The sequence below is a fragment of the Paenibacillus sp. FSL P2-0136 genome (assembly GCF_037975325.1).
Classification (GTDB): Bacteria; Bacillota; Bacilli; order Paenibacillales; family Paenibacillaceae; genus Paenibacillus_AQ; species Paenibacillus_AQ silagei.
Genome location: NZ_CP150244.1, coordinates 5,546,944 through 5,565,140 on the forward strand (window position 1 = coordinate 5,546,944; position 18,197 = coordinate 5,565,140).

The following is an 18,197-nucleotide window of genomic DNA, read 5'->3' on the forward strand; positions in this document are numbered from 1 at the left end:
CCTTACATCTCCAGCGGTAACCGCAGTTCCACATTACCCTTGGCAGGCTGAACCTGCTCCGCCTTCATGATTTTTCCTTGTACTATATTATAAATTTGCCCCTGAAGCAGTTCGGGATTGTCTTGCTCTCCCTCACCTTTGAAAGAGATCAGAATGTCTCTTCCCTCCTGTGAAAAGCTGAGCTCAAGCTTCCGCGTGTCTCCATGCTGTGTTATTCCGCTGTACTGGTACGCTCTAACCGTCTGCATAACTACCGAAGTCAGCTCAGCTCCTGCCTCTGGACTCAGCTTGTCCTCCAGCTGGAGCCCTTCCTCTACCTGTATGTCCAGCTCCAGACTGCTTCTGAACGTACGGAAGGATTGCAAATAGAACACCAGGGAAGGTACTCCCAATTTGGCAATACGGCTGTCCAGCGCAATACGCTCCTTTATTCTTTCCACACATTGTACGGATTTATCAGGCTTGCCCAGCTGGATATATCCGTAAAGCACCTGCAGATCATTCATCCAGTCATGACGATGATGATTCAGTGTCCGGTTTGCCGCCTGCTGCAGAGTATTCTCCTGTATACGCAGTTCCTCTTCATATTGACGCCGGTTGTAAACAAAGCTGAATGCAAGCACTGCCGCTACCCAGACTCCGAGCAGCAGGCATGTGAAAAGGGAGGTTTGCCAATACACGAGACCTAAAGGAAACACTGCGGATAACATGACTGCCCAGACCTTACTTTTCCAGGATTTCATTCTTTCTCCCCGTCCCTTGGTTCGCAAAATTGATTCCAATGTAAGCACTGCTTATCTTGCTTCATATTCACCATTTCCCAGTATAACACAGGCTTTCTCCGCAATCACCAGAATCCCACCACAAAGTGAGGCTTAAGCTTCGATGCTTACTCAGGTACTTTGCGGGACCCCGAAACAATTTCAAAAAAAGCCCCCGGCACTGATGCCGGAGGCTTCTCATCTTCATAGGTTCCGTAAGCTTACGCTTCCAGTGCCGCTGCTACCGGAGCGACATCCACCGGATACACGCTCACTTTTTTGCGGTCGCGTCCCCAACGTTCGAACTTCACTACGCCGTCCACAAGTGCGAACAGTGTGTCATCTTTACCGATGCCCACGTTCGTGCCCGGGTGGATTTTGGTTCCGCGTTGACGAACCAAGATGTTGCCGCCGGTTACTGCTTGACCGTCAGCCCGTTTCACGCCAAGACGCTTAGAATGGGAATCACGTCCGTTCTTTGTGGAACCAACACCTTTTTTCGATGCGAATAATTGAAGATCCAATTTCAACATGTTGTCAACCTCCTTCTTCAAATGATGACTTCCTGTATCTGAATATATTTCCTGTAGGATTTAGCAATATCCTTGAGCATCAGCACCATGGATTCCAGCAAGAGCTGCACCTTGGCGGAGACTTCGGGATCATTCACGGGAACCAGGGTTCCGCTTAAGAATCCATCCTTCATCGAAGTATCCAGAACAACTCCGGTCAGGCTTTCAATCGCATTCACAGTTCCAACGGTAACCGTCGAAACACCCGCGCAGACGATATCCTTGCCATTCCTTGCGTATTCCGCATGCCCCTTGACGGCAAAACCGACAATGACACCTTGAGCAGAAGCCCGTGTAATCCGCACGTTAATCATTAACGCACCTTCTTACGCTTGAATCTTCTCGATAGTTACTTTGGTGTACGGTTGACGATGGCCTTGTTTCTTGTGGTAGTTCTTCTTAGGTTTGTATTTGTAAACTACAACCTTATGACCCTTACCATGCTTCTCGACTTTGGCTGTTACAGACGCGCCGCTTACCAGCGGAGTTCCTGCAGTCAAACCACCTTCGTTAGAAACAGCCAAGACACGGTCAAACGTTACGCTTGCGCCGTCTTCAGCTTCCAGCTTCTCAATGAACAAAACATCGCCCTCTTGGACTTTGTATTGTTTACCGCCAGTTTCGATAATTGCATACATTGTACTTGCACCTCCTCATGTCTCAGACTCGCCTAGTCAAGGTGGCAATCCCCGTAGGAATTACGCTTCATCTACCCGATCGGAGCGGTTACAGCATGTGCAGGAATGGAACAACCAAACACATACTTGAAGATATTATCATACATATGATCCCTAGTCAATATCCCCTTACAAAACATATACAACCTGACCATCTCTTCCCTACTCCAGCCACGTCCCAACCTTGCCTGTACCGCCGCAGCACTGGCAGATCACCGGGGCAAACCCGGCGGAATCATGTCTGGCCTTCTTACGGGTCATCTCCAGCAGACCGAGATGGGTCCAGCCGAGAATATGCGTCTTGGTCCGGTCCCGGCTGATAATGCTCTCCAGCTTGTCCGTCACCTGCCTGCGGTGCTCTTCCCGCTCCATATCAATGAAATCAACAATAATAATACCGCCCGTATCCCGGAGCCGGACAAGCCGCCCGATCTCCTCCGCAGCCAGCAGGTTGGTCCGCGTTACCGTATCCTCAAGGTTCGTCCCGCCAGTGTACTGCGCTGTGTTGACGTCAATCACAGTCAAGGCCTCTGTCTCATCCCAGATGAGCGTAGCCCCGCCTTCGAGGATGATTTTACGGCTGAAGCTCTTGTGCAGTTGATCTGTCACCCCGTAAGCAGAGAAAATGGACTCCTGCCCCCTGTAGAATCCCACAGGCTTGTACCCTTCAGGAGCCATATCCGTCAGGAAGGCTTCCGCCTCCTTAACCGCCTTGGCCGAATCAATCAGCAGCTCATCACGCTGCGGATTGAAGGCATCCCGGATGAACCGCTGGACGATACTCAGATCGCAGTGCAGCAGAGCGGGTGCCTCCACTTCCTTGGAACGCCGGGTAATCATTTCCCACTGCGCCCGCAGAAAAGCCAGATCTCCCTCCACGGCATCCAGCGGCTCGTCCTCGGAGACGGTGCGCATAATGAGTCCTTCCTCACCCTGGCGCAGCCGCTCACCGATACCTTTGAGCCGGCTGCGCTCCGATTCCCGGCTTATTTTCTTGGAGACCCCGACATATTCGGCAAAGGGCATGTACACCATCCAGCGTCCGGGCAGTGTATAATGCGTGGTTACCCGCGCGCCCTTGCCGCCCCGCGGTTCTTTTCTCACCTGGACGACAATCTCCTGACCGGGCTGCAGCAGCATCTCAATCGAAGGCTTGACGGCCGGCTGCTTGTCCAGATGGGGATGCAATACATCATCTACGTATAGGAACGCATTCTTTTTCTGTCCGATATCTACAAAGGCCGCCTGCATACCAGGCAGCACATTCATTACCCGGCCTTTATAATAACTCCCGACCAGACCTTGCTGCTGATCGCGTTCAGCCGCATATTCCACCAGCCTCCCGTTCTCCAGAAGTGCCATGCGGGTAATATGCTGTGTACAGTGAACGATCATTTGTTTCATGGCTTCACCTCTGGTTTGAATCGTTACTCGCTTGTTACTTTCCGAAATACGAAGCAATCAGACGCTGCTCCGGCACAACGGCTACGATATCTCTGTCGTTATTCATCACATAGATATAATGATAATGGTTACGTTTAAATAGACGCAATATCTCATCCAAAGGTTTCGCGAGCGAGGCAACTATTGGGCGGGCAATGTTCTCCGCCACTAGATACCGCTCATAAATCCGCTCACGGTTCATCAAAAAACCAACAAACCGGTACGGCAAATTGCGCTGATCCGTCCAATTAGAATAGAGCAGAAACGCTCCGATCATCAGCAGGTTAAGGCGGAGGCCGTCCCCGTTCCCAAGCGGAAGCAGGGCGTACCCTATCACAAGCAGGCTGGCCGCAATACTGACTCTGCCGGTCCACAGCAGCGTGTAATAATACGGAAGCAGCAGACTCAGGGCTGCCTGAAGGATTTTGCCACCGTCCAGCGGAAGCACCGGCAGCAGATTGAACAGAGCGATCATGGCGTTGGCTCCGATAAAATAATCCAGATAGGCGATATTTCCATACTCCACCTGCTTAAGCGCCAGCGCCATCAGAATCATAATTCCGTTCTGCAGCGGACCGGCCAGGGCAATCCCGATCTCACGGACAGCCGTAAGCCGCCCATGATCCTCTATAACCGCAACGCCGCCGAATGGCAGCAGCTTCACCGATCTCACGTTAATTCCGGCCAGCAGCGCCGCACATACATGTCCAAGCTCATGAATGAATACGATCAGGAACAAGGTTAGCAGCTCCAGGAACTGTCCGGTAAGCACGGATACCATGAGAATCAGCACAAAGAGCGGATGCAGTGACAATTCAATGCCGCAGACCCTAATCAAACGATACCACTTCGGCCGGATCAATATAAGTCTTGTCTTTCATAACTGCAAAAAACAGCAACGGAACCCGGGCATCCTCCGTCCCCTGAATCCAGCCTATTTCGTCTCCGCTCTGTACCCAGTCATCCACCGCGAGCCGTGTCCCGCTCAAATGACCGTATTCTGCCGTGATCTCCCCGGTATGCCGGACCGTAATACGGATGCCTCCCCGGGCTTCTTTTGAAACGGCCAGCACACGGCCCGTATCTACACTTTTCACCGTGACACTGGCACTTGAATCGTCTGCCGGGATAATTTCAATGCCATTAAGCGAAGTGGCAAAAGGACGCACAATACTTCCCGCAAGCGGAGCGCTAAGCTCATGGGCGGCTGTCACCTTCTCCGCCGGTACCTGTTCATCTCCGAAAATCGGAATAAAGGACGGGGCTCCATTGAAATGTTCCTCGTACCACACCTGTGCTGCTGCAAAATCCATATCATTGCTAAGGATGTCTGTAATAAAGTACTGTGCCTTCACGGCCCATGGCTCCTGCACGGCAAAAATGCCCCATACTGCGCCGAAGACCAGAAGACTGGCCACCGTCCGCCGCAGCAGACCAGCACGGAAGCCCTGCCCCGGTCCCCTCCCGTCTTCCTCTTCCCAGTGGTTACGCTGCTGCTTCCACACCGTCTCGGGGTCAGGCTCAGGGGAAGAGGCCAATTCATTCCTGTCCCCAGCCCCCCATTCTCTGAAGGAGGGAGGACTGTCAGACAGCCGGAACCGCTCTGGTGCTGGTGCTGCTCCGGCTGCCGGCTTCTCCTCCAGCAGATTTTGTATACGCTTCTTGCGGCGGTTCTTGGACTCTCTCGGGTATTCCATAATGATCCCTCCGGCGGGCTTGTTTTACTTCCATTTTATGAGTGGCGGAAGCCGCTTTAGAACAAGCCCTGTCCAAGTTACTGCACAACAAAAATAAACCCGCTGCTGATGTCTCAGCAGCGGGCTCTTAACAGAAGATAGCCGTGTATAAGTGCGTGGCCGGGATTCAGCCCATTCCAAAAAATTTCTTGAGCTTCTTAAAGGCGCCCGTCTTCTGGTCAAGCTGCATCAGCGGCACCGCATCGCCAAGAATACGCCGGGCAATATTACGGTAGGCGATCGCTGCTAAGGAGTCCGGGTTCATCACGGTAGGCTCCCCGTTGTTCGCCGCCCGGATGACCTGTTCATCATCGGGTACAATCCCGATCAGATCAATATTAAGCACCTGCAGAATATCCTCGATATCAAGCATATCCCCGGACTTGATCAAGCCCTGACGAATCCGGTTGACCACCAGCTTCGGAGATTCTACCGATGACTGCTCCAGGAGACCGATAATCCGGTCCGCATCCCGCACCGCAGCATGCTCCGGAGTGGTAACTACAATTGCTTTGTCAGCACCGGCAATTGCATTGCGGAAGCCGTGCTCAATTCCCGCCGGACAATCGATCAGAACATATTCGTACTCCTTCTTAAGCTCAAGAATGATATCCCTAACCTGCTCCGGTGTAACGGCTGTCTTGTCCTTGGTCTGGGCTGCGGGCAGCATGTACAGCTCATCAAAGCGCTTGTCCTTGACCAGCGCCTGATTCAGCCGGCAGCGGCCTTCCGCCACATCGACCAGATCATAGATGATCCGGTTTTCCAGCCCCATGACAACATCCAGATTCCGCAGTCCAATGTCGGTATCCACCAGACATACTTTTTTGCCCTGCAAGGCGAGTGCGGTACCAATGTTGGCTGTTGTGGTTGTCTTGCCAACTCCGCCTTTGCCCGAGGTTACGACAATCGCTTCTCCCATGGAGGCTACACCCCTTTAAACACATTTAAATCCTGACGTAACTTCACTATATTATGAATTTTGTCGATTTGCATAGCACCGCCTGATAAGTAGGCAAATTCCATGCTGCTCTCCCGGGTTCCCCATTCATCCGGAGGCCTGCTGATAATCTCAGCAATCCGGAGCTGGGTAGGCGCGAGCAGCGAAGCGGCAATAATGGCCTCCTGATTACCGTTGATTCCGGCGTGTGCCATCCCTTTGAGTGCTCCAAGAATATAGATATCCCCTGAACAGGTAATGGTCCCTCCCGGATTCACATCCCCGAGGAACAGCAGATTGCCCTCATGATGCAGCACCTGGCCCGAGCGGAGCATTCCGCTCATCATGAACAAGGCTTCCGTATCCTTCTCTTCAGGATCTTCAATAGCTTCAACCGAACGGATTAACAGATTCCCCTGACTCTTGAGGATCTCCAGTACCGCCTCTTTATCTTCTTCAGTAACAGCACGGTTGCCCAGCTTAATATCCACATGCACAATCGGTCCGGTCAGAATATTTTGATGGCTGTGCTCCAGCTTGTAGCGAAGCTCGCTTAAGAGATCTTCAAAGGGACACTTGTCGTCTAGCAGGAATACCAGGCCATCCTTGATGCCCTTAATCCTTACGTGCTTGGATTTAACTGTCATATGCCTGTCCCCCTATCCTCATTCATTCGTGCCGGGCCGGGCAAACTCCTTCTTTGGGTGATAAGAAAATGCTGCTGCAGCTTAGGCAGCCTCCTCATCGATAGTCTCTTTCTTCAGCAGCTCCAGCTGGCGCCGGAGCGGAACGTAGAGAAGCAGGCCTGCAGCAAAATGAATGAGCATGGTAGGCAGCATATGATGCAAGAGTGCCCAATTATATGGCTCCTGGCTTAGATTAAACACATTATAGATAGCAAAAAGAATACTGTCTTCCAGCAAACTGCCCAGCAGCACCACTGTCATCATGAGCGGCAGCGGAGCACGGGGAATCTGGAATATCAGCCCGATCAGGTACGCAGATAAACCCATAGCGAAGGAATGAGCACCCAGTATGCGGCCATAGAAGACCACATCATGCAGCATTCCGAACGACAAGCCCAGAATAAGTGCTGTATGCCGGTGATGGTATACCGTTACGAACAGAATGACGATGAAGACGAGATTAGGAATAATCCGCATCTGCCAGCCGTCAGGAATCAGCCAGGGAAGCACTGTGCCTTCCAGAACAAATAAAAAGAATAACAAAAGTATCAGGACAGGTCTGCGCATCCTCACTATTCTACACGCTCCTCCGTATAGACAACGAAGAGTTCCTTCCAGTCCTGGAATTCTGCCGCCGGCTTGATAATCGCTGTAGAGGTTAATCCGAACTGTCCGATCTTCACTTCTTCCACCGTGCCGATAGGCATACCGCGCGGATAACGTCCGCCAATCCCAGAGGAGATAATGATATCATCCTTGGCAATCGGATCGCCTACGGGGATTTTGTTCATCAGCAGCATTCCGGTCTGCTGGTCATAGCTCTCAATCATTCCAAAGGTTTTGCCTTCCTTGTTAACAGCGGTTGCTGCTATAGGAGGCTGTGAGTTGGGGTCGTTGATATCCATCATCGTCATCAGCTTCACGGTAGAGGTGAAGTTACTCACATTGCTTACAACTCCTACAAGCCCCTCAATAGAAGTTACGGACATATTCAGCCTGATGCCATCTTTTGCACCTAGATCAATAACAAGTGTATTATTGCCCGGTTCTGTCGTTACACTGACCACATTAGAGATAAGATATTCATAATTATATATGTTTTTTTGGGCTTCCGTGAATTTAAGATCCTTTTGGTAGCGCTCATTCTCAGCTTTAATAAAATTTAACTGCGCCTTATCCCGGGCATACTGCGCAGCCAGAATCTTAAGCTGCTTGTTCTCTTCGGCCAGCTCATTCAGAGTCCCGATATCTTGGAAGAAGCCCGCTACGTATCCAGCGGGCTTGTAGAACAATTTCTGCACGAATCCGGTCGTATCTCTGAGGAAGTTCTCCGGCCAGGACAGGGTCTTCCTCTGCCCCAGGCTGAAGCCCATCAGAACGATAAACGTAACCAGTGTAATCAGCAATATAAACAGTCGTTTATTGTTAAACAGCTTGAACAATCTCGAGCACCCTCTAATAACCGTATTTCTCCAACCTCAGGGGTTGACGTTCACAGTCCGCATGATCCTAGCGTTTGGAGCGGAGGCCCGAACTGCTGCGGCTCTTGAATAAGTGGATATTCTCCAGCGCCTTGCCTGTGCCGATTGCAACACAGTCCAGCGGATTCTCGGCTACAATCACCGGCATTCCGGTCTCACGCGCCAGCAGCTTGTCCAGGTTGCGCAGAAGTGCGCCGCCGCCTGTAAGCACAATGCCGCGGTCCATAATATCGGCAGCCAGCTCCGGCGGACATTTCTCCAGCGTAACCTTCACGGCTTCAACAATTGCATTCACAGTATCGGACAGAGCTTCACAGATTTCATCGGAGGTAATGGTCAGCGTCTTCGGCAGACCGGTTACCAGATCGCGTCCGCGGATCTCCATCGTCTCAGCCTTCTCAAGCGGCAGGGCAGAGCCCACATCCATCTTGAGCTGCTCGGAGGTACGTTCACCGATCATAAGGTTATACTGGCGCTTGATGTATTGGATGATAGACTCATCTGCATCATCCCCTGCCACACGTACAGAACGGCTGGTAACAATACCGCCGAGTGAGATTACCGCCACCTCGGTAGTTCCGCCGCCGATATCTACAACCATACTTCCGGTTGGCTCCCATACAGGAAGATCTGCACCGATGGCAGCAGCAAAAGGCTCCTCGATAATGTAAGCTTCCCGCGCTCCGGCCTGCTTCGTAGCATCCTCTACCGCACGCTGTTCAACGGCTGTAATTCCGGAGGGCACACACACCATGACATTCGGATGGCGCTGGAACATCGAGCGCTGCTTCTGGGCCTGGCGGATGAAATATTTGATCATAGTTGCTGTAGTATCGAAATCAGCGATGACCCCGTCCTTCATTGGACGGATGGCACGGATGTTGCCCGGTGTGCGTCCGATCATTTTTTTGGCGGATTCCCCTACTGCTTCTATCGTCTTAGTATCGGTATTAATAGCAACCACGGACGGCTCTCTGACAACAATTCCTTTACCGCGCACGTAGACAAGCGTATTCGCTGTCCCCAAGTCAATTCCTAAGTCTTTCGTAAAACCACCTAACATCTTGTATGCTCCTTTTCCATGTGAATCTAGACAATTGTATTACATGTAGCCTTTCTCTTTCAAACTTACGTAGCTGCTGTCTCCGATCACCAGATGATCCAGCACATCAATGCCGACAATCTCGCCTGCCTGCATCAGCCTGGAAGTCAGTGAGATGTCTTCAGGGCTTGGTGTAGGATCACCGCTCGGATGATTATGTGCGCATATAATTGCTGCGCTGCTGCATTTCATGGCTGCCCGGAACACCTCGCGGGGATGCACAATGGAGGCATTAAGGCTACCCATGGACAATGTTTCCTGCGCAATAACATGATTCTTCGTATTCAGGAACAGACAGATAAAATGCTCCTTCTGCAAATAACGCAGCTGCTCAGTCAGAATCTCCGCCGCGTCCTGGGGACTGCGGATAATGACCGGTTCGGTAAGCCGGGAATTCGCCATACGTCTTCCCAGCTCTATGCCTGCTTTGAGTTGCACGGCCTTGGCAGGGCCGATGCCGTTAATTGTTGTCAATTCTTCAATGCTCAGATCCGCCAGTCCGCGGAGACCGCCTGCATGGCTCAAGAGCCGCTGGGCGATAAGAAGGGCTGATTCACGGTGCGCACCTGTGCGCAGCAGGATAGCCAGAAGCTCCGCTTGACTTAATGATTCCGCCCCATAATGCATCATGCGCTCTCGTGGTCGTTCTTCATGGGGGAGGTCACGCAGCATAAATGATTGCGACTCCATCCCTAACCTTCTTTCTTCGGCTACCCTTACCGGTTCAGCACCGAAATGCCAAACCCGGACAACATACCGCTCAGCAGTGACAACGGCAGACCGACCACGTTAAAATAGCAGCCTTCAATTTCTTCCACCAGGGTGGCGCCCAGTCCTTGTATCGCGTAAGAGCCGGCTTTGTCGGCAGGCTCCCCGGTCGCTATGTAAGCGGAGATTTCCTCTTCGCTCATTGCTCTCATAGTTACAGAGGTTACCCTATGATCTACCAGGGTACGTCCCTCTGCGGAACCGATGCAGGCCACCCCGGTGTATACCTGATGCGTCCGGCCTTGCAGCATGCCCAGCATTCTGGCGCTGTCCTGCTCGTCCGCCGGCTTGCCGAGCACCATTTCGTCAAGCACAACGATCGTATCGCTGCCGATAATAACGGCATCCCGGTCTCCTGCAACAGGAATCACAGCTTCTGCCTTACGCAGCGCCAGATTCCGTACAATAGCTTCAGGGCTCCATTCAGGCGGCGTACTCTCATCAGCATCGCTGGACAGCACCTCAAAGGGCAGGCCAAGCGAGGCTAACAGCTCACGCCGCCGCGGCGAACCTGAGGCCAGAATAATATGCCGCGAATTGTCATGCTCCACTGTAACTAACGTCCCTTCTTGATGCTGCCAGCTAAGGCTACAGCCTGCGGTACAGCCACACGGCTGTAATAATCCCGGCAAGACTGAGCAGGCACAGTTTCAAATGGATTGTGATGTCATAGGTTATGATGTCTAAATCGGCTTGCGGCGACCACTTGAGAACAGTCGAAGCTGTAAGAAAAGACAGAGCTTGTACAGGTTCCAGCAGCTTGGCAATCCAGGCTCCGGCCAGCCAGCCCAGAATAAGAAATAACAGCAGTGTTCCTACATTTTTCTTCTTCATTCAAGTCTTCCCTCGCCATTTTTTGACACCCTAATTATTATACGGTGAAACGGAGTGCAATACAAACTCAAAATCCATCCAGGGAATGTTTACCACGTAAGCAGCCTGCGGATCTTATCACACCGCAGGATTACGTCTGGAAATACAGCAATCCCCCGCCGGGCAAACGCCTGGTACGGGGGATCATTTATTTAGCCTATAGTCAGCAGTGAAGTAGGCCTCAGCTGTCAGCTCATGGCGGACAACAGGCTTTTCTGGCCGGTCAGGAAGCTCATCATGGCCTCCTGCACCTCCCAGAGCAGCCCCTCCGCCTTATTCTTATTGTATTCGTTCAGGGCGGCTATCCCCTGGCTCATGGATTTCTCCAGCCCGTCAGCGATTCTCTGCCCTTCCGGTGTGAGGCCCGGCTCCAGTGTTTTGACTGCCTGGGTCCACTGCATATGGAGATCGCTTACCGCTCCGCCAGCGTTCCCGCTGTCCACCCCGCCAAGCAGGGAAGCAGACAAGCTGCTGAGCTCGCTTAACAGCTGGCTGCTAAGCTTGAAGTAGCTGTCCACCGCCGCCGCCGTTCCGGTATAGCGGACCTGGTTCACCGCTGGCAGGGCCACTTCTCTCACGTACAGCTCGATGCCCTGCCCCTTAAGGCCATTGCTGAGCAGCTTGGCCTGCTCACGGTCAGGAGACAATCCGGCGTATACACGGTTGCCGTCTGCCGGGTCAAGACCTGCGGCAAGGCCGGCGGTCAGCAGCTCCTGCCGGGCCTGCTCCGCTCCTGCCGGTGTACTGAAGACGCCATATTGCAGCAGATAATAGCTCTGCGGCGCAACCTGAACCGGAATCTGCGTGCTCACCGCTTCTCCCGTCTGCTCAGGAGGCACGCCCGTAATGTCTGACGCGTTACCGCTGTTTGCCGCCTTCTGCCCTTGAGTAATCCCTGTCTTAACCGCTGCATTGCCGGGAGCTTTAGCAGTCTCCCCCGTCCCTCCTGTGATGAACGACAGGGCTGCGTATCCGAGCAGAATTCCCGTTCCCAGCGCTCCAGTGATGGACAGTGCGAACTTCCACCAATACGAGGGACGGCGGGTATGATAAGAGCCGCCGTAGCTATTCCCTTGAGCTCCGGATGGATCATGACTGTCTGTAGCGGATTCACGGTTATCTTCATACAGCGGGTAGTACTCATCTGCTGAATGCAGACCTTCTTCATCTACCCCTCCATAGAAGGATTGATCCTCCGAATCTTCACTCTGTTCCCATAGATGCCTTGCAGAAGCAGGACGGACAACAGAATACAGCCCCAAATCATAGTTATCCTCAGGAGCTTTCGGTTTCCGGCGGCCGGAGCCCGGGGGCTTCAAGTAAGCTGCCTCTACAGGCCGGGGCAACTCCACCTTCTCCAGATCCACAATATATTCATCAGCCTTGGAATAGGAGGATGGCTTAATTTCCCCGCGCTGCACCTTGTCAGTGTCCTTATTCTCCAGAACCACACCGGTTTCGTTCACTGCCCGGCGCTCTGCCGTCTCTGTCCGCTGTCTTCCCTGGTTCCCGTCGAAGCGGAATGTCATTCTTCCGTTATTCAATACCCTCACCTCGCGATCTTCAGTTCTATACTGAAAGATATGAAAGATGCGAGAGAGATATGCTATTTTAATATATTTACACCAGACTAAGCAGCTTCGCCTTCACGCCGTCTGCTGCATAATGCCTGCTCAGTGTCCGGTAGGCCTGATCTGCAATAATGGAGCCAAGCTCCGGCGTGGTCAGCAGCCTGATCAGATGATCCGCAGTGTCAGCCGTCGTTCCTGCCAGCAGGATATTCCGTCCCGGCTCGCAGAGCAGCTCCTCCGAGCCCTTCAGGCTGCTGACCACCGGCGTGCGGAGGGCCCAGGCCTCCAGAATGCTGCTTTGAGCGCCGCAGTCCTCGCAGCATGAGGCAACCACAGCTCTTGCCCTGCGGATATAATCGGCTGTCTGTATAGCTTCACTAATAATTAAAATAGAAGAGTCCTTCCGGACGGCAGCTGCGACCTCTGCGTGCACCTCTCTGCTAATAATGCAGCAGCGGATATCCGGCACCGCCGCCCGAATCAGCGGATATACCTTCTTGAAGAACAGCAGCGCTGCATTCTTGCCGTCAGTGGAATACATGTTCCAGTGCAGAACGATGGAGTTATCCTTGGCAGTATCTCCCGCAGCTGCATAAGGGGGGGCACTCAGATTAATGTACGGCGGAACAACATGCACCTTGCCTGCATCGGCAAAGGATAGCGCCTTAAAGGACAGCGCCTCATCTTCTGAAGCAGCCAGCAGCAGGCTGGTCTTGTTCATTAACCGGCGCTCTTCGCGGCGGATCAGCGCATCATTCAGCTTGCGGTAGCCTGTACTTATTCCCCGCTTGCCAGCCGCCCGGCTCTGCACCCGTATGCCACCGGCACGGCGGGCGTCGGTGACGATAACAGCCCCGGGAAGCAGCGAGGCGACCAGATCCAGCCCATTGCCGAGCATGGCATATGAGACAAACACATGGCTGTAGGCATGCTGGCTGCACATCTCGGTTATTACCGCCCGCAGCGACTTGTCATTGCCGATCATCGAGGCATCCTTGCGGAGCCTGTTCAGCGGAAACAGCAGGCTTCTGCGGGTGGACGCAGGCCGCTTCACCTGATGCACGGTCAGGGCAGGACTGCGCAGAATCTGCGTCTCGCGGCGGTGGTAGCAATACTCCAGCAGATCAATATCAAACCGCTCCAGCAGCATATTAAGGAAATTCTCTGTTCTGATGTCTCCTTCCCGGTCTCCCGGTGTGTGATTACGGGCAGAAAGGAACAGCATTCTCTCTCTCATGGCTATAGCTCCTTGGTTCTATGTAAATGTGTATGAATATGTACGAAACAAAAAAGGCCGGATGACATCCAGCCCAGAAATGTGAAACTTTCGATGTAGATCTATAGTAACGCAATCCCCCTGAGAAGGTTGTCGATTTATGGGGAAAAATAATTTTTTCACCTTCCACATCCCTTCAGACCAGACGAAGCAGCTTATCCTTGACACTTTGCGCCTCATAATTCGCCAGCAGAATCTCGTATGCACGGTCCGCAAGCACTACTCCTCTTTCATGATCCTGAAGCAGCAGTGTCACACTATCGGCAAAGGAAACCGGGTCATCGGCAATCATAATATTCTGCGAATGCTCATAGAGCAGCCCTTCTGCCCCCTTGGAACTGGATACGACAGGAGTCCTCAGCGCCCAGGCTTCCAGAATTTTCAGCCTTGTCCCGCTGCCTTCCAGGAGCGGAGCTACGACCACCTGCGCCTTGCGTATATAATCCGCCACACTGTCCACATACCCGGTGATGACGATAGAGGAATCCTTCAAGGCCAGTGCCGCTACCTCCGGATGCACATCCCGTCCGACAATATACCACTTAATGTCCGGTACCCTCGCCTTAACCAGAGGATATACCTCACGGTAGAAGTAGAGGGCTGCGTTAATATTAGGGAAGTAGTTCATATTACCCGGAAGAATAATCCACTGCTCCTTGGACAGCAACGTCTTGGTCCGGTAATCCTCCATGCGTATGAAATTGGGAATGACATGAACCTTCTGCGACCGGCTTGGAGCCAGTGCCTTGAAGGCCAGAGCATCCTCTTCCGAAGTAGTCAGCAGCAGATGGGTCTTGTCCATCAGCTTCAGCTCATCCCTGCGCGTCCATATAGCATTAAGGAAATAGTAGGCCTTGGCGATCCCCTTTTTACCGCCTGCCAGCTGTGCAGACAGTCCGCTCTCGAAATTATGCGCATCGGTAATGATCACAATGTCAGGCAAGCAGCGCTGTACAATGTCGATGCAGCAGCCCAGCAGGCTGTGCGAAATAAATACATGACCGTAGGAATTCCGGCTGCAGAGCTCTATAATCTTGGCCTTCATGTCCACATCAACATGGCTCATATACGAGCAGTTCCGCCAGGTATAGAGGGAACGGAGAAGCGCTCTGCGGTAGCTGACCGTACGCTCTACTTCATGCACTGTAAGTGACGGAAGTCCCTCCGGCATCCCTGTCTTCCGGGGATTGGCATAGGTGATAAGCTCTACCTCATATTTGGCGAGCAGAAGCTTCAGAATATTGCCTGTTCTCAGCTTGCCCCCGCTATCCTGCGGATATGGATTCTCTGCGGAAATGAATAGCAACGATTCCTTCATGGCCTCTTCTCCTACTCTCCAATGATCAATTCGCCCTGGACTGCCCGGGACATCTAGGATCTATTACCCAAGTTCGGGTGCTTGACCACGCAGTTCCTTCCCCGCTGCCGAGCTGGCGCTCAATCCTGCGATTCTATGGGGAATATAGTAACTTCGTATGCAAAAAACGGCCCTACACTCCCTATTAAAGGAATGTAGAGCCGTTTCTGTAATCAATGCGATGCTATCTTACCGGTTCTTCAGGCTGTCTGCCAGCGCATAACCGACCTTCCAGATATCGCCTGCACCCATGGTGATGACCAGATCACCGGGAGCGATCCGGTTCTGCAGATCTGCCAGCACAGCTTCCTTCGTCGGCAGATGCCGCGCACCGGCGTTGCTGTTCTGTACGATCAGCTCTACCAGCTTGGCGGAGGTGACGCCCTCAATCTGCTTCTCACCCGCAGGGGAGTAGATATCGGTAATAATCACTTCGTCCGCCTCGCTGAACGCACGGCTGAACGCATCCAGCAGGAAGAAGGTACGCGTGTAGCGCTGCGGCTGGAACACGGCGATAATGCGTTTGCCGGTTGCCTTGGCGGCGCTGATCGTAGCCTGAATCTCTGTGGGATGATGCGCATAATCATCAATGACGAGAATCTCGTCAACCTCGCCCAGCACCTGGAAGCGCCGTTTGGCGCCATGGAACTTCACAATCGCAGCCGCAATGGCTTCAAAGGCAATGCCCGATTTCAGACAAGAAATCACTGCCGCCATGGAGTTATACAGATTGTATTGTCCCGGAATAGAGAGCTCAATCCGGCCTAGCACCTCAGTTCCATGGTTCATCGTATAGGATACCTGCCGGTCGCCGAGAACAATATCAGTCGCTGTATAATCAGCCGTCTCTGATTCGATCCCATAGCTGATCACTGTACCTTTTACCTTAGGCAGCAGGGATTTCAGATTCTCATCATCCGCACATACGATAGCTGTCCCGTCCTCGCGCAGCTGATTCATGAACTGAACATAAGCATCCTTCAGCTTGCCGAAGTCGCCGCCGTAGTTCTCCAGATGGTCAGCTTCTATGTTCGTAACGATTCCCAGCCAAGGATGGTATTGCAGGAACGAGCCGTCACTCTCATCGGCTTCTGCCACGACGAATTCCCCTTGTCCCGCTTTGGCATTCGTGCCGACATTCATAATCTCCCCGCCGATAATGTAGGTAGGGTCCACGCCGCAGTCTTCCATCACCAGAGCAATCATGGAAGAGGTGGTAGTCTTGCCGTGCGCTCCTGCCACCGCAACGCCCTTGCGTTCATTCAGCAGCCGGGCCAGCATCTGCGAGCGGTGCAGAATCGGAATTTTCAAACGCTCCGCTTCCACCCATTCCACATTATCCGCGGCAAGCGCCGTGGAATAGACGACCAGATCCGCGCCTTTTACCTGCTCCGCCGTATGCCCGATGAAGACCTTGGCACCTTTGGCAATCAATTTCTCCGTTAACTCCTGGGCAGCTACGTCAGAGCCTGTAACTGTATATCCCATCTCCAGCATCACCCGGGCAATCGCGCTCATACCATAGCCGCCGATCCCTATAAAATGCACACGTTCAGTAGTATCCAACAGTTCGTCACCAGCCTTTTTCAGAATCGGGTTGCCGTAAAAGCGTACTGCGCACATCAGAAATCAAATACAGCGTTCCGGACACAACTGCAAGGTCATCGTCCGCTGTGATCGTCTGCAGCTTCAGCAGCGCTTGGCCCCAATTACGTTCTACTATGATTTCCAAGTTTTCCTTGGCATATTTACTCCGCAGACTTTCTGCGATCGCCTGCAGATCTTCCGCGTCCATTTTCTTACGGAAATCCGGTTCGGTCAGGATGAGCGTATCCACTATAGGCAGTATATGCTTGAGATACGACTCGTGATGCTTATTTGCCAGCATCCCCATGAGCAAATTTAATTTACCGTAAGGCTGGAACTGCGGAAGGCTCTTCGCAAGGCTCTCAGCCCCTTCCGGATTGTGCGCGCCGTCCAGAATAATTCTGGGCGAGACGCTCACTTCCTCCAGTCTTCCGGCCCAGAATGTGCCCCGGAAGCCCTCCAGCACATCCTCGTCCTCCAGCATGAAGGCCATATACTGCCGCAGCACCTCAAGCGTCATCATGGCCCCGGCCGCATTCTCCAGCTGGTGCTCGCCTTTCATAGCAATATCCAGCTCAAGCCCGCGGAATGGCCCATTGAAGGTAAAGTGCTGGCAGCCGTCTCTCTGCTCAACATTACTATAGCTGAAATCTTCTCCCGCTAAATAGAGTGTCGAGCGGGTAGCCGCCGCCTTGGCCTTCAATACAGCTACAGCCTCGGGCTGGCTTACACAGCTGACTACAGGAACGCCCGGCTTAATAATCCCGGCTTTCTCGCCGGCAATCAGCGTAAGCGTATCTCCCAGCACATCGGTATGGTCATGTCCCACATTGGTAATGACCGACACAACCGGAGTAACGATATTCGTTACATCCAGCCTTCCCCCAAGCCCCGTCTCCCATACGACTACATCGGGATAACAGACTTCGCCGTAATAGAGAATCGCGAGCGCCGTCGCCACCTCGAACATGGTCGGTGAGCCTAGCTCAGTGCCCGCAATCTCCTGGACCAGCGGACGCAGCTGATTGGCAAGCGCAAGCAGCGTCTCCTCAGGAATATCCGTCCCGTTGTACTGGAACCGGTTCGTGAACTTCGTGATATAAGGAGAGGTGAAGGTCCCCACCGAATATCCGCTCTGAATAAGGGCCGAGGTCAAAAAGGCGCAGGTCGAGCCCTTGCCGTTGGTCCCCGCCACATGAATGAACTTAAGCTTCCGGTGCGGATGTCCGAGCTTCTCCATTAGCAGCTCTATCCGCTCCAGACCCGGCCGGATTCCAAAAGGAATCAGGCTGTTGATCCAGTCTACGGCTTCTGTATAAGAACTTAAGGGAGTGGCAGCGCCGCTCCGGGTGATCTCTTCCATGTCT

The 18,197-nt window shown here is 52.9% G+C and carries 20 protein-coding genes; all 20 read right to left on the reverse strand.

Annotated elements, in window-relative coordinates; genetic code table 11:
• Positions 1–2: 2 nt before the first annotated feature.
• Positions 3–743 carry a Spo0B domain-containing protein gene (locus tag NYE26_RS23500; RefSeq protein WP_036725898.1) on the reverse strand — a complete coding sequence of 247 codons (741 nt, stop codon included), beginning with the start codon at positions 741–743 and terminating at the stop codon, positions 3–5.
• 239 nt (positions 744–982) lie between these two features.
• A complete protein-coding gene (gene rpmA, locus NYE26_RS23505) occupies positions 983–1,294 on the reverse strand; it encodes a 50S ribosomal protein L27 (RefSeq protein ID WP_020429282.1) in 312 nt (103 codons plus the stop codon).
• Positions 1,295–1,311: 17 nt separating this feature from the next.
• Complete coding sequence (locus NYE26_RS23510; protein ID WP_036725900.1) at positions 1,312–1,647, reverse strand: ribosomal-processing cysteine protease Prp; 336 nt, start codon at positions 1,645–1,647, stop codon at positions 1,312–1,314.
• Between the two features lie 12 nt (positions 1,648–1,659).
• Positions 1,660–1,971, reverse strand: coding sequence for a 50S ribosomal protein L21 (gene rplU / locus NYE26_RS23515; RefSeq protein ID WP_036698983.1), 312 nt, complete (start codon positions 1,969–1,971; stop codon positions 1,660–1,662).
• Between the two features lie 201 nt (positions 1,972–2,172).
• Positions 2,173–3,414, reverse strand: a complete 1,242-nt coding sequence (locus tag NYE26_RS23520) for an Rne/Rng family ribonuclease (protein ID WP_036725903.1) — start codon at positions 3,412–3,414, stop codon at positions 2,173–2,175.
• A 34-nt stretch (positions 3,415–3,448) separates the two neighbouring features.
• Positions 3,449–4,291 carry a M50 family metallopeptidase gene (locus tag NYE26_RS23525; RefSeq protein ID WP_339250505.1) on the reverse strand — a complete coding sequence of 281 codons (843 nt, stop codon included), beginning with the start codon at positions 4,289–4,291 and terminating at the stop codon, positions 3,449–3,451.
• Positions 4,284–5,150, reverse strand: a complete 867-nt coding sequence (locus NYE26_RS23530; RefSeq protein WP_036725905.1) for a M23 family metallopeptidase — start codon at positions 5,148–5,150, stop codon at positions 4,284–4,286. Before NYE26_RS23530 ends, NYE26_RS23525 begins: the two co-directional genes overlap by 8 nt.
• Before the next feature lie 166 nt (positions 5,151–5,316).
• Positions 5,317–6,111, reverse strand: a complete 795-nt coding sequence (gene minD / locus NYE26_RS23535; protein WP_036725909.1) for a septum site-determining protein MinD — start codon at positions 6,109–6,111, stop codon at positions 5,317–5,319.
• Between the two features lie 5 nt (positions 6,112–6,116).
• Entirely contained in the window at positions 6,117–6,776 is a 660-nt protein-coding gene (gene minC, locus NYE26_RS23540; RefSeq protein ID WP_036698972.1) for a septum site-determining protein MinC, read from the reverse strand.
• Between the two features lie 81 nt (positions 6,777–6,857).
• On the reverse strand, positions 6,858–7,388 hold the full coding sequence (mreD, locus tag NYE26_RS23545; RefSeq protein ID WP_081751172.1) for a rod shape-determining protein MreD: 531 nt from the start codon (positions 7,386–7,388) through the stop codon (positions 6,858–6,860).
• Positions 7,388–8,257 carry a rod shape-determining protein MreC gene (gene mreC, locus NYE26_RS23550; protein WP_339250510.1) on the reverse strand — a complete coding sequence of 290 codons (870 nt, stop codon included), beginning with the start codon at positions 8,255–8,257 and terminating at the stop codon, positions 7,388–7,390. The genes mreD and mreC overlap by 1 nt, the downstream gene beginning before the upstream one ends.
• 67 nt (positions 8,258–8,324) lie before the next feature.
• Entirely contained in the window at positions 8,325–9,359 is a 1,035-nt protein-coding gene (locus NYE26_RS23555) for a rod shape-determining protein (RefSeq protein ID WP_036725912.1), read from the reverse strand.
• A 39-nt stretch (positions 9,360–9,398) separates the two neighbouring features.
• On the reverse strand, positions 9,399–10,088 hold the full coding sequence (radC, locus tag NYE26_RS23560; RefSeq protein WP_036725914.1) for a DNA repair protein RadC: 690 nt from the start codon (positions 10,086–10,088) through the stop codon (positions 9,399–9,401).
• A 26-nt stretch (positions 10,089–10,114) separates the two neighbouring features.
• Positions 10,115–10,717, reverse strand: a complete 603-nt coding sequence (locus NYE26_RS23565; RefSeq protein ID WP_209877001.1) for a Maf family protein — start codon at positions 10,715–10,717, stop codon at positions 10,115–10,117.
• Positions 10,718–10,754: 37 nt separating this feature from the next.
• Complete coding sequence (locus NYE26_RS23570) at positions 10,755–11,000, reverse strand: DUF4321 domain-containing protein (protein WP_036698966.1); 246 nt, start codon at positions 10,998–11,000, stop codon at positions 10,755–10,757.
• Positions 11,001–11,227: 227 nt separating this feature from the next.
• On the reverse strand, positions 11,228–12,583 hold the full coding sequence (locus NYE26_RS23575) for an SPOR domain-containing protein (RefSeq protein WP_339250515.1): 1,356 nt from the start codon (positions 12,581–12,583) through the stop codon (positions 11,228–11,230).
• 76 nt (positions 12,584–12,659) lie between these two features.
• The gene (locus tag NYE26_RS23580) at positions 12,660–13,847 is read right to left on the reverse strand and encodes a glycosyltransferase (protein ID WP_339250517.1); all 1,188 of its coding nucleotides are present in this window, start codon (positions 13,845–13,847) and stop codon (positions 12,660–12,662) included.
• A 175-nt stretch (positions 13,848–14,022) separates the two neighbouring features.
• Positions 14,023–15,204 (reverse strand): glycosyltransferase family 4 protein, encoded by a 1,182-nt coding sequence (locus NYE26_RS23585; protein ID WP_339250519.1) that lies wholly within the window; start codon positions 15,202–15,204, stop codon positions 14,023–14,025.
• A gap of 228 nt (positions 15,205–15,432) precedes the next feature.
• A complete protein-coding gene (gene murC, locus NYE26_RS23590) occupies positions 15,433–16,809 on the reverse strand; it encodes a UDP-N-acetylmuramate--L-alanine ligase (RefSeq protein WP_036725920.1) in 1,377 nt (458 codons plus the stop codon).
• A gap of 7 nt (positions 16,810–16,816) precedes the next feature.
• Positions 16,817–18,193, reverse strand: coding sequence for a folylpolyglutamate synthase/dihydrofolate synthase family protein (locus NYE26_RS23595; protein ID WP_339250522.1), 1,377 nt, complete (start codon positions 18,191–18,193; stop codon positions 16,817–16,819).
• Positions 18,194–18,197: the final 4 nt, after the last annotated feature.

Bases quoted from the DNA above. Each gene is read 5' to 3' on its own strand.
- minC (WP_036698972.1), bottom strand. From the start codon at position 6,776: ATGACAGTTAAATCCAAGCACGTAAGGATTAAGGGCATCAAGGATGGC.
- NYE26_RS23595 (WP_339250522.1), bottom strand. From the start codon at position 18,193: ATGGAAGAGATCACCCGGAGCGGCGCTGCCACTCCCTTAAGTTCTTAT.
- NYE26_RS23520 (WP_036725903.1), bottom strand. From the start codon at position 3,414: ATGAAACAAATGATCGTTCACTGTACACAGCATATTACCCGCATGGCA.
- NYE26_RS23570 (WP_036698966.1), bottom strand. From the start codon at position 11,000: ATGAAGAAGAAAAATGTAGGAACACTGCTGTTATTTCTTATTCTGGGC.
- radC (WP_036725914.1), bottom strand. From the start codon at position 10,088: ATGGAGTCGCAATCATTTATGCTGCGTGACCTCCCCCATGAAGAACGA.
- rplU (WP_036698983.1), bottom strand. From the start codon at position 1,971: ATGTATGCAATTATCGAAACTGGCGGTAAACAATACAAAGTCCAAGAG.
- NYE26_RS23510 (WP_036725900.1), bottom strand. From the start codon at position 1,647: ATGATTAACGTGCGGATTACACGGGCTTCTGCTCAAGGTGTCATTGTC.
- NYE26_RS23585 (WP_339250519.1), bottom strand. From the start codon at position 15,204: ATGAAGGAATCGTTGCTATTCATTTCCGCAGAGAATCCATATCCGCAG.
- NYE26_RS23530 (WP_036725905.1), bottom strand. From the start codon at position 5,150: ATGGAATACCCGAGAGAGTCCAAGAACCGCCGCAAGAAGCGTATACAA.
- rpmA (WP_020429282.1), bottom strand. From the start codon at position 1,294: ATGTTGAAATTGGATCTTCAATTATTCGCATCGAAAAAAGGTGTTGGT.
- minD (WP_036725909.1), bottom strand. From the start codon at position 6,111: ATGGGAGAAGCGATTGTCGTAACCTCGGGCAAAGGCGGAGTTGGCAAG.
- NYE26_RS23555 (WP_036725912.1), bottom strand. From the start codon at position 9,359: ATGTTAGGTGGTTTTACGAAAGACTTAGGAATTGACTTGGGGACAGCG.
- NYE26_RS23580 (WP_339250517.1), bottom strand. From the start codon at position 13,847: ATGAGAGAGAGAATGCTGTTCCTTTCTGCCCGTAATCACACACCGGGA.
- NYE26_RS23500 (WP_036725898.1), bottom strand. From the start codon at position 743: ATGAAATCCTGGAAAAGTAAGGTCTGGGCAGTCATGTTATCCGCAGTG.